10 protein-coding genes are annotated in these 13,882 nt (G+C 70.0%); 5 read left to right on the forward strand and 5 right to left on the reverse strand.

What is annotated here, in order from left to right:
• The first annotated feature begins 229 nt into the window (after window positions 1–229).
• Window positions 230–3,148 (forward strand): ATP-binding protein, encoded by a 2,919-nt coding sequence (locus tag AC068D_RS18525; RefSeq protein WP_478824226.1) that lies wholly within the window; start codon window positions 230–232, stop codon window positions 3,146–3,148.
• A 299-nt stretch (window positions 3,149–3,447) separates the two neighbouring features.
• Entirely contained in the window at window positions 3,448–4,308 is an 861-nt protein-coding gene (locus tag AC068D_RS18530; protein WP_478824080.1) for a helix-turn-helix domain-containing protein, read from the forward strand.
• Between the two features lie 239 nt (window positions 4,309–4,547).
• Here the strand turns inward: AC068D_RS18530 and AC068D_RS18535 are convergent, their stop codons facing one another.
• The 5 genes from AC068D_RS18535 to AC068D_RS18555 all read right to left on the reverse strand — a co-directional run bounded on the left by AC068D_RS18535 (window position 4,548) and on the right by AC068D_RS18555 (window position 10,250).
• Window positions 4,548–5,132 carry a flavodoxin family protein gene (locus AC068D_RS18535; RefSeq protein ID WP_478824081.1) on the reverse strand — a complete coding sequence of 195 codons (585 nt, stop codon included), beginning with the start codon at window positions 5,130–5,132 and terminating at the stop codon, window positions 4,548–4,550.
• Window positions 5,133–5,503: 371 nt separating this feature from the next.
• Window positions 5,504–5,833 (reverse strand): STAS domain-containing protein, encoded by a 330-nt coding sequence (locus AC068D_RS18540; protein ID WP_478824082.1) that lies wholly within the window; start codon window positions 5,831–5,833, stop codon window positions 5,504–5,506.
• Window positions 5,830–7,179, reverse strand: coding sequence for a PP2C family protein-serine/threonine phosphatase (locus tag AC068D_RS18545; protein WP_478824083.1), 1,350 nt, complete (start codon window positions 7,177–7,179; stop codon window positions 5,830–5,832). Before AC068D_RS18545 ends, AC068D_RS18540 begins: the two co-directional genes overlap by 4 nt.
• Window positions 7,179–7,982, reverse strand: coding sequence for an alpha/beta fold hydrolase (locus tag AC068D_RS18550; RefSeq protein ID WP_478824084.1), 804 nt, complete (start codon window positions 7,980–7,982; stop codon window positions 7,179–7,181). Before AC068D_RS18550 ends, AC068D_RS18545 begins: the two co-directional genes overlap by 1 nt.
• 384 nt (window positions 7,983–8,366) lie before the next feature.
• Window positions 8,367–10,250, reverse strand: a complete 1,884-nt coding sequence (locus tag AC068D_RS18555) for a propionyl-CoA synthetase (protein ID WP_478824085.1) — start codon at window positions 10,248–10,250, stop codon at window positions 8,367–8,369.
• 314 nt (window positions 10,251–10,564) lie between these two features.
• Here AC068D_RS18555 and AC068D_RS18560 point away from each other — a divergent pair, with 314 nt between their 5' ends.
• The 3 genes from AC068D_RS18560 to AC068D_RS18570 all read left to right on the forward strand — a co-directional run bounded on the left by AC068D_RS18560 (window position 10,565) and on the right by AC068D_RS18570 (window position 13,881).
• Window positions 10,565–10,903, forward strand: a complete 339-nt coding sequence (locus AC068D_RS18560; protein WP_478824227.1) for an effector-associated constant component EACC1 — start codon at window positions 10,565–10,567, stop codon at window positions 10,901–10,903.
• Entirely contained in the window at window positions 10,900–12,060 is a 1,161-nt protein-coding gene (locus AC068D_RS18565; protein ID WP_478824086.1) for a caspase, EACC1-associated type, read from the forward strand. Before AC068D_RS18560 ends, AC068D_RS18565 begins: the two co-directional genes overlap by 4 nt.
• A gap of 615 nt (window positions 12,061–12,675) precedes the next feature.
• Complete coding sequence (locus AC068D_RS18570; protein ID WP_478824087.1) at window positions 12,676–13,881, forward strand: NAD(P)/FAD-dependent oxidoreductase; 1,206 nt, start codon at window positions 12,676–12,678, stop codon at window positions 13,879–13,881.
• Window position 13,882 lies beyond the last annotated feature (1 nt).

Below are 13,882 nucleotides of genomic sequence, written 5' to 3' on the forward strand. Positions count from 1 at the left end.
GGGCCGTGATCGGCGGTTGCCCTGGAGTGTGGATCCGGCGCACGCGACCGCGCGTGCGCTCCCGGCTCACGGTGCGCGGGGGACAGAGGTGGGCACGAACTGCCGCTATTACCGCATCCCGTCATCTCCTCGGGACAGACCTTCCGCACAGGACTACGGACAGTCTCTACTGGCATACGCTTCGCGTACTCGGTCAAGACACACAGTCGAAGGAACGCTTGTGGCCTACATGGGAGAAGCGCCGGGGCGTCAGCGCCGGCTGCTGCTGGAGCGGGACGCGGAACTCGCCGCACTGGATGCTTTGTTGACCGATCTGAGCGGAGCGCCCACAGGGATAGCCGCGCCCGGCACGGGTGGCTTACTGGCCTTCGCCGGGCCGGCCGGGCTCGGCAAGACCACACTTCTGGCCGAGACGCGCAGGAGGGCCGTGGCCCGCGGCTGCACGGTGCTGTTCGCCCGTGGAGGCGAGCAGGAACAGGGCGTGGCGTTCCATGTCGTACGCCAGCTCGTTCAGCCGGTCCTTGCGGCGGACAGCGAGAAGGAGCACCGCAGGATATTGGGGAGTTGGTACGACATCGTGGCCCCCGCGGTGGGCCTGGTGGCCCAGCACAGCAGTACCTCCCCTGATCCGCAGGGCGTGCGGGACGGCCTGGACTGGATCGCCACCCGCTTCGCCGTGCAGCACGCCCCGTTGGTGATGATGCTGGACGATGCCCACTGGGCGGACGCCGAGTCGCTGGCCTGGCTGACCGGTTTCGCTCCGCGTGTCACCGAACTTCCGATGCTGCTCGTCGTGGCCTACCGCCCCGATGAACTCCCTGTCGACGCAGCGCCGTTCGGGAGGCTCGCCGAGCGGAACGGATCGCGCCCCTTCGAGCTCGTACCACTCACGCCTGGCGCAGTCAGCCGTATCGTCCGCGACGCCCTCGGCGAAGAAGCCGACGAGGCGTTCTGCCGCGAGACGTGGGCGGTCACCGGGGGGAACCCCTTCGAGACCGTGGAACTCGCCGTCAAGGTCGCCGATCGAGGGCTGAAACCCCAGATCGCACAGGTACCCGAACTGCGGGAGCTCGCCTCCGCTGTGAAGGGCGGCGGACTCGTCGAGCGGCTGGAGCGGCTCGGGTCCTCCACCGTCCGCCTCGCCTGGAGCGTTGCCGTGCTGGGCGCCGCGTCGTCCCGGAGCCTGGCCGCGAGCGTCGGCGGACTGGGCGAGGCCGAGTCGGCCGACGCCGTCGCCCGGCTGCGCGACGCCCGTATCCTCGCCGACGCGCCCGCCGACGCGCCCGACGACGATCACTTGGAGTTCTTCCACCCGCTCATCGCCACAGCCGTCTACCGGGCCATTCCCGCCGCGTTGCGCGTCGCCATGCACGGCCAGGCCGCCGCGGTCGTCTCCAGTGCGGGCCTGGGCGCCACCGCGGCTGCCCGCCACCTGCTGGAGATGCACCCCGAAAGCGATCCCTGGGCCGTGCAGCAGCTCCGCGAAGCCGCCCGTGACTACCTCAAAGCGGGCGCTCCCGACACCGCCAGGCGCTGCCTGGCCCGGGCGCTGCGCGAACCACCCGCCCTGGAAGAGCGTGCCGACGTCCTGTTCGAACTCGGCTGTTCCGCCCTGCTCAACGACCCTGCGGCCACGGTCAACCACCTGCGGGCCGCGCTGGAGGAACCCGTCCTCGCCCCACCTCTGCGCGAAGCCATCGTCTACCGGCTGGCCCAGGCCCTCGGTCACTCGGACCGGATGGCGGAGGCCGCCCGGACGGTCGCCGAGGCCGCTCGAGGCGCCACCAACAGCAGGACCCGGTTGCGCATGCAGGCGGAGCAGTTCATGTGGAACGCGTTCCGGGCGGATGAACAGGACTCGCCCGCCCGCTCCCGCAGGCTGGCCCGCCTTGCCGAGCACCTCTCAGGCCGAGGTACCGCGGAGCGCTACATCCTGGGACTGCGCGCCTGGGACGCGATGGTCCGCGGCGAGCCCGCGACCACCGCGCTGCACTATGCGGAGGAGGCTCTCGGTGACGGCCTCAGGTGGACAGACGAGCAGTGGGGCTTCGAGGTCCCCGTCCTGGTCGCTCTCACCTTCATGTACTGCGACCAGCCGGGACGAGCAGAGGAGCTCTTCCACCGGGGTATCGAGGAATGCGAGAGCATGGGCTGGCGCGGGGCCCATCTGTCCTTCGGTTTCACGCTGCTGGGCTATATCCGCTACCGCCGCGGACACCTCGACGAGGCCGAGTCCCTGGTCCGCGGCGGACTGCGGATCGCGGACCGGGTCGGCCACCAGGTGCCCGCACAGTACTTCGCCATCGGCATCCTCATCGAGATCCTCCTCGCCCGAGGCCGCGTCCCGGAGGCCCAGGAACTTGCCGCCCGGTACAGCTACGGCGATGTCGTGCCCAGCGCCGTGGTCTACCCGGACTCCCAGACCGTCCACAGCGAGCTGCTGCTCGCCCTCGGCAAGGGACGGGAGGCCGAGGAGCAGCTCACGCGTGTGGGCCGGCGTCTCGAACCGCGCGGCATGCGCAATCCCGCGTGGTGTCCTTGGCAGCTCCGACTGGCACAGGCACTGGACGACGTCGATCCGCAACAGGCGCACGAACTCGCGCGCGAAGGCGTCAGCAGAGCCCGCCGGTTCGGCACCCAGTCAGCGATCGGTCAGGCACTGCACGCCCAGGCCTCGGTGACCCACGGGGCCGAGCGCGTCACCCTGCTGGCCGAGGCCGTCGCACACCTCGAGCGGTCCCCCTCCGGCTACGACCTCGCGACCGCGTTGGTGGACCACGGTGTCGCGCTGCGCCGCGCCGGACTGCCGCAGGATTCCGCCGAGCAGCTTCGCCGCGGTCTGGAAGGTGCCATGGTGTGCGGGGCCGACGCCCTGGTGGCACGGGCCCGCGCGGAGATGGATGCGGCCGGTCTGTGGCCACTCCAGCTGCGCACGGCCACGGAATCGCTCACCGCGCAGGAGCGCTCCGTGGCCGAATGGGCCGCGCAAGGCTGGTCGAACGCCCGTATCGCCGCCGCACTGGGAACCCAAGACCCCGTGGTCACCCGGCTGCTGTCGGACATCTATCGCAAAGTCGGTACCGATCACGCGGGACTGCCGCGACTGATCGGGAAGCAGGTGGGAGTGCTGCCCACACCCCGGGAGTGAGCCCGGGAAGCAGGGCCGCATCAGCGTGCACTGCGCGATGCTCCGGGACGGCACCTTCCCCGGCCCGGAGCATCGCGCCTCGCTCGACCAAAGGCATGGAGGCGCCTCTGCATCGCCCGGAGCCCGGAGCCCGGAGGCCGGAGGCCGGAGGCCGACCGCCGATCAGGCGCCCGGACGCGCCGGGCTCCGAAGCGGCAGCACGATCCCCTCGACGACGTGGGATGTGTCTCTCGCGGTCGGCTGAATCCGGGGCAGCGACGGCGGTGTCCCGCGCGCATGCTTGGTACGGGGGTGGTGGGGTGCACTACTTCGCGGAACCGGGAGGCGGCTGGGAACTGGCCTGGCAACGTCCCGACCAGCGATTGCGTCCAGGGGTCGTGCAGTACCGCGGTTACCGGCTGTCGTTGGGGGAACCCCGAAGACGCCTGGAAGTCCCTGACGGGGCCGTGACACTGGTGTTGGGCTTCGAGCACCGGCTGCGCATCACGGATCTGGCCGAAATCGCCGGTGCGGCCGACCGGACGGACCATCGGCCGTCCGGGGAGGACCGCACGTGTCTTCTCTCCGCGCTGCGCACTCGGCCGACGCTCGGTGAGCACAGCGGTCACCTGTACGGGGTGGAGGTGGCCCTCGCGCCGTGGGCGGCATACACGCTCTTCGGGGGCGCCATGTACGAGTGGGCCGAGCGCATCGTCGACCCGGCCGACATCGTCGGCCGCCGCGTCTATCTCCTGAGCGAGGCGCTGGCCTGCCTGCCCGGCTGGGAGCAACGTTTCCGGCTGCTGGACGACGAGTTGGGACGGTGGTGGCAGGAGGGCCCGGCCTGTTCGCCACAGGTGGTTTGGGCATGGAGCGTGCTGCGTCGGACCGCGGGAGCCGTCCCCATCGGCCGGCTGGCGGAGCAGACCGGCTGGGGATGGCGGCAGTTCGACAGCCGTTTCCGCCACCAGATCGGCCTGCCGCCCAAGTCCGTCGCCCGCATCATGAGATCAGCGCGTCCAATGGCTTCGGAGCGTGACGTTCGTCTTCGCCGAGGGTCCGGCATCGGCGACGACTCCGTCTCGCAGGTACGTGAGCCGCGCGGGTACCGGGTCGCCGGCGGCGCCCAGTGGCACGAGCCGATGTTCGGGCCTGCCGTCTTGCCAAGGGCTGTCCCGTAATCCCCGGCGGGCGCACGACGGCAGCTACGGCACTCCCGCAGCTGCCGCTGGGAGGCACCCCCACGCTGCGCTGTGGGAGTGCCCGAATACGCCCCGTAGAGGACACCCCTCCGCCTGACGATGCTTCCCCCGACCCTGGCGAGCCCGGGGAGACCCCATGCATCTGACACCGCGCGCTGATCCACCGGAGATTACGGGACAGCCCTTGGCACCCCGCCCTTCAGGGCGGGGAGCGGAAGTCAATCCTCGTCGAAGGGGAATCGGGCGAGGGGCGCCTCGCGGGCGAAGAATGTCTTGGCCTGGGCGGCCGCCCGTTCGTCAGCGAGTACCTGGCCGGGCCGGGAGCCGTTGCCGAGCAGCACGCCGCCGAATCGCATGCCCATGTACGCCGCAGTGTGGTGCAGGGTGAGAACCAATGGCTCGGCAACGACTTCCTCGCGGTGTGCCATGGCCGCCACACCCCAAAGGGTGCGGCCGGTCATCTTCGCCTTGAAGCCGGGATCCGGGGTGGACAGCCACTTCGACCAGTAGTCGAGATAGCGCTTGGCGTAGGACGACAGGGAGTACCAGTAGAGCGGCGAGACGATCACAACATCGGTGGCAGCCAGCGTCGCCTCCCACACCAGTGCCTCGTCGCTCTCCTCCTGCGGCCATGGGCCCACTTCATGTCGCGCGTCGTGATAGTCCGGCAGACGGAGCTGCGCCAGGTTCAGCCACCGCTGCTCGATGTCGCCCGGCAGCTGCTCCGCCGCCGCACGGGCGAGCAGTTCGGTGTTGCCGTCCGCGCGGGCACTGCCGAGCAGGAACAGGAACGAACGGGTCATGGAGTGCTCCAGGATCAGTCCGGGTCGAGATCTGCTGCGCCCCGGGTTGCGGTTGATTCCCCCGCGGCGAACCGCCGTCTCCCTGCCGATATTCCGGCAGCGCAGCGCACCCGAGCCGGCCGACGCACCCTCCTGCTCCGTCCCGGTCCCGTCGCAACGCGAGTGGGAAGGTCCGCTCCGCAGCCCGTGCGGGGGTTGCGGCGCCCGAGGTCTCCTGACCGGCCGGCCCTCGAGGACGGCCTGCAAACACTCTGCCGAGAGGGGCCCGCGGGCCTGGCCGTCGGCGTGCCATCCGCGCCCGGCCACACGCCGGCACAACGAGGCAGGATCTGGAGCCAGGTGGCGTCGGAGTGGGTTCCTGGGCCACTCGTTCAGGCGGTGGGAGCGGCGGGGCGGATCGTGAAGACCCGGTCGAGACCGACGATGGTCAGGATTCGCAGGGTGTCGCGAGGGACCGCGGCCAGGGCGATGTCGGCTCCGGCGGCCAGGGCATGCTGGCGGGCTGCGAGGAGTGCGGTGATGCCGGTGGAGTCGCAGAACCGCAGGCTTGTCAGGTCGATGACCAGGCGCTGGCCCGTTTGCAGAGCGAGGCGTTCGACCTGATCCCGTAGGGCGGTGGCCTGCGCATGGTCGAGGTCGCCGTTGACTTCCACAACGGGCCCTGTGGCGGCGATTCGAGTGGTGATTCTCAATGGGCTCATCGGTCGTGATTCGTTGCAGGGCGACTGTGCGGATGGGAGGCGGGAACCCCGAGGGCGAGCAGGGCGGTGTCGTCGTCGATGCCGCTACCGAAGCTGTCCAGCAGTTCGCTCAGTGCGGTGATCGTTTCCTGGGGGGTGGAGGGAGCGTGAGCGGTGGCGAAAGCGTGCAGGGCACCTTCGCCGTAGAGGCTGTCACGGCTGGGTCCGGTTCGTGCTTCGGTCAGGCCGTCGGTGTAGAGCAGGAGAGTGTCGCCGGGCGCGAGGGTGGTTTCGGCGGTGGCGAAGGGTGCCGTCGGCAGAACACCGACGAGCATTCCCCCGGGGGTGGGCAGGAACTCGGCGTGGCCGCCGGAGCGCAGGACCAGGGCCGGGGGGTGCCCGCCGGAGGCGAGGCGGACCGTGGGGCGGGCCGGGTCTGCGCCGGTATCGACGATGCCGAAGATGGCGGTGCAGTAGCGGGGATCCCCGCTGGCCGCGTACCGCTCGTGCAGGACGGCGTTCAGCGTGGCCAGCGCGGCAGCCGGTTCCGGGTCGTGGAGGGCGGCGGTACGCAGGGTGTAGCGGGTCAGGGATGTCAAGGCGGCGGCCTGGGGGCCTTTGCCGCACACGTCGCCGAGGAAGAATCCCCACCGGTTGGCGCCGACGGGGAACAGGTCGTAGAAGTCGCCGCCCAGTCGGTCGACGGACGCCGTGTGGTAGCAGACGGCCGTCTCCAGCCCCGGCACGGCCGGCAGGGAGGTCGGCAGCAGCGACTGCTGCAGCACAGCCAGGGCCTCAGCCAGTCGGGCCCGGTCGGCCTCGGCTTGTCGACGTGCTTCTTCCGCCTCCTTGCGCGCCTGTTCGGCATCGGCCTGTGCCCGTTTGGCCTCCTGCTGGCGGCGCAGGAGTTCCTCTTCGTAGGTGCGGCGATCGGCGGCGTCGAAGATGGTGGTGCGGATCAGCAGTGGCTCGCCCTCACTGCCGTGCTTGATGGCGGAAGAGACCAGCACGAGCAGTCGGCGGCCGCTGGTCGTCCTCATCTCCAGAGCGATGCCGCTGACCTCGCCCTGCATCCGTAGCAGGGGCGCGAGGTGTGTCTCGTGGTACAGCTTGCCGCCGACGGTGAGCAGGTCCACGAACCGCAGCCGGCCCACCACTGCTTCACGCTCCATGCCAAGCCAGCCCAGCAGCGTGGAGTTGACCTTTGCGATGGTGCCGTCCATCAGCGTCGACAGATACCCGCAGGGAGCCGACTCGTACAGCTCCTCGGCACTGTCCTCCAGCAGTGCGGAGAACACCGCGTCAGTGCCGGCCTCGTCCCCGGCCCCGGACGGCTCGGGGTCCTGACCCTGACCCGTCCTGCACATCACTGAAACGAACCCAGGAAGTCCAAGATGGCCTCCGCGGTGGCCTCGGGCGCGCTCAATTGCGGGCAGTGGCCGGTGGCGTTCAGGGTGACCAGGCGGGAGGAGGGGATCGCGGCGTGCACGAACGCGCCGACCTCGCGGGGCGCGATGACGTCCTGGACGCACTCCAGCACCAGCGTCGGAACGCGCACGCTCTCGAGATCCTGGCGACTGTCGGACAGGAACGTGGCCCGGGCGAAGACCCGTGCCATGTCCGGATCGGTCGCGCAGAAACTGTTGGTGAGCTCCGCCCCGAGTTCGGGGCGCTCAGGGTTGCCCATGATCATGGGTGCCATCGCGGAGGACCAGCCCAGATAGTTCGACTCCAGCGACGCGAGCAGCTCATCGATGTCCTCATCGGTGAACCCGCCGCGGTAGCCGTCGTCGTCGATGTAGCACGGTGAGGGAGCCACCATGACCAGCGCACCAATTCGTTCGGGTGCCTTGCGCGCGGCCAGCACGCCGGTCATGGCGCTGACCGAATGTCCGACGAACACCGCCCGCTCAAGATCCAGCTCGCCACAGACGTCCACCACGTCCTGGGCGTAGCCGTCCAGCGACGCGTAGCGCTCCTCGCTCCAGGCGGACAAGTCCGAACTGCCGGATCCGACGTAGTCGAAGAGCACCACCCGGTAGCGGTCGGTCAGGGCGGGGAGGATGAGCCGCCACATGTTCTGGTCGCAGCCGAATCCGTGCGCCAGCACGACCGTCGGTCCGTCCGGACGGCCGGTCACCGTCACGTTGTTCCTGCTGCGGATATCCATGTCCCCATACTCCCAGCCCGGCCGACTCACACCCACCGCAGCCCCCGTCGCACCGATTGCCCGGTTGAGATCCACTGGTCCGACGGCGTCGCGCAGCGGCTCGTCCTGCCCGACCTGGACAGTGCCAGGTCGAACTGGACCCGGGCAGGGCATCGATTCAATGACCGACTGCTGATGGGGTGCGGGCAGTGCCGGACGCGCTCGCCGAAATGCGGCTCGGCAGGCCACCAGCCGGATGCGGACACCACCACGTCACCAATGCCTGCCCGGATCGCGCGGCCCACAGCGGTTGCGGTACGTGGCCGCCCTGCGCCACACGGTCCGTTCGCCGCCGTGGTGGTCAGCGCCGATGGGACGGCTCGCGCGCCTGGCGCTGTCGCCGCCTCACCCGTTCTCGGGTCGCAGCACCGGCCGCAGAGCGTCCAGCACGGAGGCGTCCTCGATCGTCGACGGCACCGGCTCCTCGCGGCCCTCGGCGATGGACCGCATGGCCTTCCGCAGGATCTTCCCCGAACGGGTCTTGGGCAGACCGGCGACGATGTCGACTTCCTTGAAGGAGGCGACCGGGCCGATCTCGGACCTGACCGCTGCGACGAGTTCGGCGCGCAGCTGCTCCGGTTCGGTGTCGATTCCGGCTTTGAGTACGACGAGGCCGCGCGGCACCTGGCCCTTGAGCCGGTCCTCCACCCCGATCACGGCGCACTCGGCGACGGCGGGGTGACCGGCGAGGACGGCTTCCATGGAACCGGTGGACAGCCGGTGCCCGGCGACGTTGATCACGTCATCCATGCGCCCCATGACGAACAGATAACCGTCCTCGTCGATGTAGCCTCCGTCCCCGGTGAGGTAGTAGCCGTCGAAGCGAGAGAGGTAGGAGTCCACAAAGCGCTGGTCGTCGCCCCAGAGGGTCAGCAGCGTGCCGGGCGGCAGCGGCAGCTTGATGCAGATGGCGCCCTCGCCGCCGCGCGGCATCTCCGTGCCCGTCTCGTCGAGGATGCGGACGTCGTAGCCGGGGACGGGGGCCGTGGGGGAGCCGGGCTTGAGCGGCATCGGTGCCAGACCACGGAGGTTGGCGGCCACCGGCCAGCCGGTCTCGGTCTGCCACCAGTGGTCGACGACCGGGACACCGAGGATGTCAGTCGCCCACTGGTAGGTCTCGGGGTCGAGGCGCTCGCCCGCCAGGAAGAGTGTGTGAAAGCAGCTCAGGTCGTGACCGGCCAAGAGGTCGGCCCGGGGGTCCACCTTCTTCACCGCGCGCAGCGCGGTGGGGGCGGTGAACAAGGCCTTGACCCTGTGCTCGGCGATGACCCGCCAGAAGGCCGCGGCGTCCGGGGTGCCTACGGGTTTGCCCTCGTAGAGCACGGTGGTCGCGCCCACCAGCAGGGGCGCGTAGACGATGTAGGAGTGCCCGACGACCCATCCGACGTCCGAGGCCGTCCACCACACGTCGCCGGGACCGATGTCGTAGATCGCGGACATCGACCAAGCCAGGGCGACGGCGTGGCCTCCGTTGTCGCGCACAACTCCTTTGGGGCGGCCGGTCGTTCCGGATGTGTAGAGGACGTAGAGCGGGTCGGTCGCCGCCACGGGCACACAGTCGGCCGGTTCGGCGCCGGCCACCAATGCGTCCCAGTCCAGCTCGCCCTCGCCGAGGTTCACGCGTGCCTGTTCGCGCTGCAGGACCACGACGGACTCGGGGCGATGGGCGGACAGCCGCAGTGCCTCGTCGAGGATGGGCTTGTACTCCACGATACGGTTCGGCTCGATCCCGCAGGACGCCGAGAGGACGACCTTGGGTTGGGCATCGTCGATGCGGGCGGCCAGCTCCTTGGGTGCGAATCCGCCGAAGACCACGGAGTGGACGGCTCCGAGCCGGGCGCATGCGAGCATCGCGGTGACTGCCTGGGGCACCATGGGGAGGTAGATGACGACGCGATCGCCCGCACCAACGCCCAGACCGCGCAGTGCGCCGGCGAACCGGGCCACCTCGTCCCGGAGTTCGGTGTAGGTGAAGGAACGCCGCTCCCCTGTGTAGGCCGAGTCGTGGATCAAGGCGGTGCGGTCGCCGTGGCCCGCGGCGATGTGACGGTCGAGAGCGTTGTGACAGGTGTTGAGCCGTCCGTCGGGGAACCAGCGGTGGAACGGTGGCCGTGAGGCGTCCAGCGCCCGCGTGGGCGGCAGCTCCCAGTCGATCGCCTCCGCGGCCCGCAGCCAGAACTCTTCGGGGTCGCTCAGACTGCTGCGATGGGCGTCCTCGTATCGTGGCACGTCGCACTCCTGATCATTCGGCCTGACGATCAGTGTGGCCCGCATCTGCGGTCGGGGGACCGTGACGCGTACCGCTTGATCCATTTCCCTCCCACTGAAGCACATGCACCTCCGTTGGCCGAAGCAGGCCCGGGGCGGGTGCACTTCGCCGATATTCGACCAGGGCGGTATTGCACAGGCGATATCGAATCCGAGGGCGATCTTGCGGAGTGTGTGCGAAGCGCTGTGCCGGTGGGGGACGATAGCCGCCGGCGGTCGTCAACGGTGGCGACCCTGCTCGCAGGCGGGAGGCTTGGGTGCGGTTAGAGGTGCGGGTGGAGTCGGTTGCGGGGGAACTGCGTTCGTTGCAGGGCTGGTTGAGGTCGGACCCGGATGTGCGCAGGACTGCTGTGACGGAGGTGCGCGGGAACACTCCGCGGCCGGGGGAGATGGGCACCGCTCTCGAGGTGCTGCAGTTGGTGACAGGAAATGGCTGGAGCGCGGCATCGTTCGTGCTGGCGCTGGTGGCGTGGCGGCAGACCCGGCCCCAGAGGCCGCGGGTGGAGATCCACCGAGGCGACACGGTCATCGTCCTCACCGACTGCTCACCCGAGGAGATCGAGCGGGCCACCAGAGCGCTGGATGCTGCCCCGGACGAGGACCAGCACGCGTGAGCGTCCTGCCCGACCCGGGGGCCTCACGGGCGGTACTGATCGGCACGAGCCGCTACGACCACCTCGAGCAGCTGCCGGCCGTCACGAACAATCTGAAGGCCTTCGCCGACCTCCTCGGCGGCCCGCTGTCCCTGCGCATGCCCGTCCCGCACATGACTGTCGTCGAGAACCCGCCCGACCCGGCGGCAGTGATGGACCCGCTGCGCGAGGCAGCTGCCGGGGCCACCGACACCCTGATCGTCTACTACACCGGCCACGGTCTCATCGACCCCCACGACGCGCTCGCTCTGAGCATGCCCCACACACAGCCCGGCCGGATCGAGACCAGCCTGAACTATGACTGGTTGCGCCAAGTCCTCCTGGACTCCCGCGCGGAGCGGCACATCGTCCTCCTCGACTGCTGCTACAGCGGCCTCGCCCTCGGCAGGATGAGCGCTGCGCCAGGGATTGCCGACCAGGCTGCAGTGGAAGGCACCTTCCTGCTCGCGGCCTCCGCCGAGACCCGCACCGCCCTGGCACCGGTCGGCGACACCCACACGGCCTTCACCGGCGCACTCCTCGAAACGCTGCGCCACGGCATCCCCGACGGCCCGCCGCTGCTCGATCTGGAGACCGTCTACCGACACCTGCGTCTGACTCTGGAAGCTCGGGGACACCCCGTTCCGCAGGCCAGGAACCGCAACAGTGGCGCCCGGGTGGCGCTCGCCCGCAACCACGCGGACCTTCCCACCGCCCTTGCCACCGCTCCCGTAACCGCCGCAGCCGACCCTGAGCGCGACCGTCGCCTATGGCCCGACCCGGCTTCGATCCGCACCGCCACCGGCTTCTTCGCGCAGCTCGCGGGCGTGCGGGAGGCCAGCGGGCTGACCCAGCAGGAGGTCAGCCGTCGCTCAGCCGGACGGATCTCCACAGGGACCATCAGCAGACTGGTCAACCGCGACACGCTTCCCGCCACCTGGAGCACCACAGCCGCGTACCTGTCCGCCTGCGGCGTCCCGGACGACCAGATCCGGCAATGGCACAGCGCCTGGCAGGAACTGCGCCGGAACGCAGCCACGACGCAAGAGGCGTGCGCCCCAGCGCCGCGCGTGGACAGCGCTGGGCCCGGGAAGGCGCGGCGGCGACTGTCCAACTTGTGGCGTACCAGGGGTCATTGACCGTGGACAGCCGGTGTCGAGGCTCCCGACGGGCGGGGTTGAGGGGTCTTCTCCGCGTCGCTGGAGTCGTTCCCGACCAGGGTGTTCCACCCGGCGACAGCCAGGAGACCAACCACCAAAATCACACCCGTGGACGGCTTCTTCCACCGGCTCGAAGCCGAGGAGGGCTTCACGTAGTGCCCTGCCCGGTAGTACCCCTTGCGCTGCTGCGCCACAGCCCCACACCCCCGAATCGGTCGGCTCACTGTCACACCGAGTCTTTCAGCAGAGTTCCGGCTCCGGTTTCGAACGGCTGAGCCCGTCCGAATCCAGCCGCTCGGACAGGCCGAAAACATGGCCCCGACCTGCCCGTTGGGGCTGCGCGGTCCTGCCGCTGCGAGCGCGTTGGTGATCGCGCTGTCGGCCGGTGACCATCCCGTGGGTGGTGACGCCGGTTCGGCGTAGGCGGCCAACCCAGCCGCAGGTCGCCACCGGCTTCGCGACGGCGACACCGGCCAAGCAGCTGGTGGCGCCGATGCCGAGCCCAGACCCGTGCAGTGATCCGCCTCACATGCTGTCACAGGGATCGATCACGCGGTGTCTTGTGCACGAACCGCTTGAAACGGAGGAGACACCATGGCTGAGAGCACCGATGTGGTCGTGATCGGCGGCGGATACGCCGGCGTCATGGCGGCCAATCGTCTGACGCAGCGCGACGACGTGACCGTGACGCTGATCAACCCGCGCCCGACCTTCGTCCATCGGGTCCGTCTGCACCAACTGGTCGGCGCGTCCGATGACGCGGTCGTCGACTACCGAGCGGTCCTGGCCGAGCGGGTCCGGCTGGTGGTCGACACCGTGGCACGGATCGACGCGGCCGACCGCAGTGTGGCGCTGGCGTCGGGCGGCACTGTCGGCTACGACTACCTGATCTATGCGGTGGGCAGTGGCAGCGCCGACCCGCGCGTGCCCGGAGCGGCCGAGTTCGCCTACCCGATTGCGACCCTGGAGGAGGCACAGCGGCTGCGGCCGGTCCTCGATGTGGCGCCCGCGACGGCCGCGGTGACGGTTGTCGGAGCGGGTCCGACCGGCATCGAGACGGCTGCCGAGCTGGCGGAAGCGGGCCGCGCCGTGACCCTGGTCTGTGGCGGGGTGCTCGGCCCGTACCTGCATCCGCGCGGTCGACGCTCGGTGGCCGGCCGGCTGGCCAAGCTCGGTGTGAGCGTGCTCGACGGCCCCGATACGAAGGTGACGGCAGTGACCCGGGATGCCGTGCAGCTCAGCTGCGGCCGCGAGCTGCCGAGCAAGGTGACCATCTGGACCGCCGGATTCGGCGTGCCGGACCTGGCCGTGCGCAGCGGGCTGAGCACCGACGCCCTGGGCCGTCTGCTCACGGACGAGACGCTGACCAGCGTGGACGACGAGCACATCGTCGCGGCCGGGGACTCGGCGGCACCGTCAGGCCAGCCGTTCCGGATGAGCTGCCAGGCCGCGATGCCGCTCGGCGCGCGGGCCGCCGACACGGTGCTCAGCCGGATCGCGGGTGAGCAGCCCGCGACCCTCAACCAGTCGTTCGCCGCCCAGTGCATCAGCCTGGGCCGAGGGGCCGGCATTTTCCAGTTCGCCGACAGGTCCGACGTCGCGGTGTGGTTCCACATCGACGGTCGCCTGGGCGCCAGGCTCAAGGAGTTCGTGTGCCGGGGCATCGTCAAGCACATGGCCGACGAGGCACGCGAGCCCGGTTCCTACAGCTTGCACCGCGTCTCCGGAGGTGCCAGGCGCCAGCAACTGCTGCAGGCCAAGCACCGCAAGGCGCCGGCCATCGCTGAACGGGCAGCCTAGC

It is taken from the genome of Streptomyces sp. NPDC043861 (genome assembly GCF_056435905.1).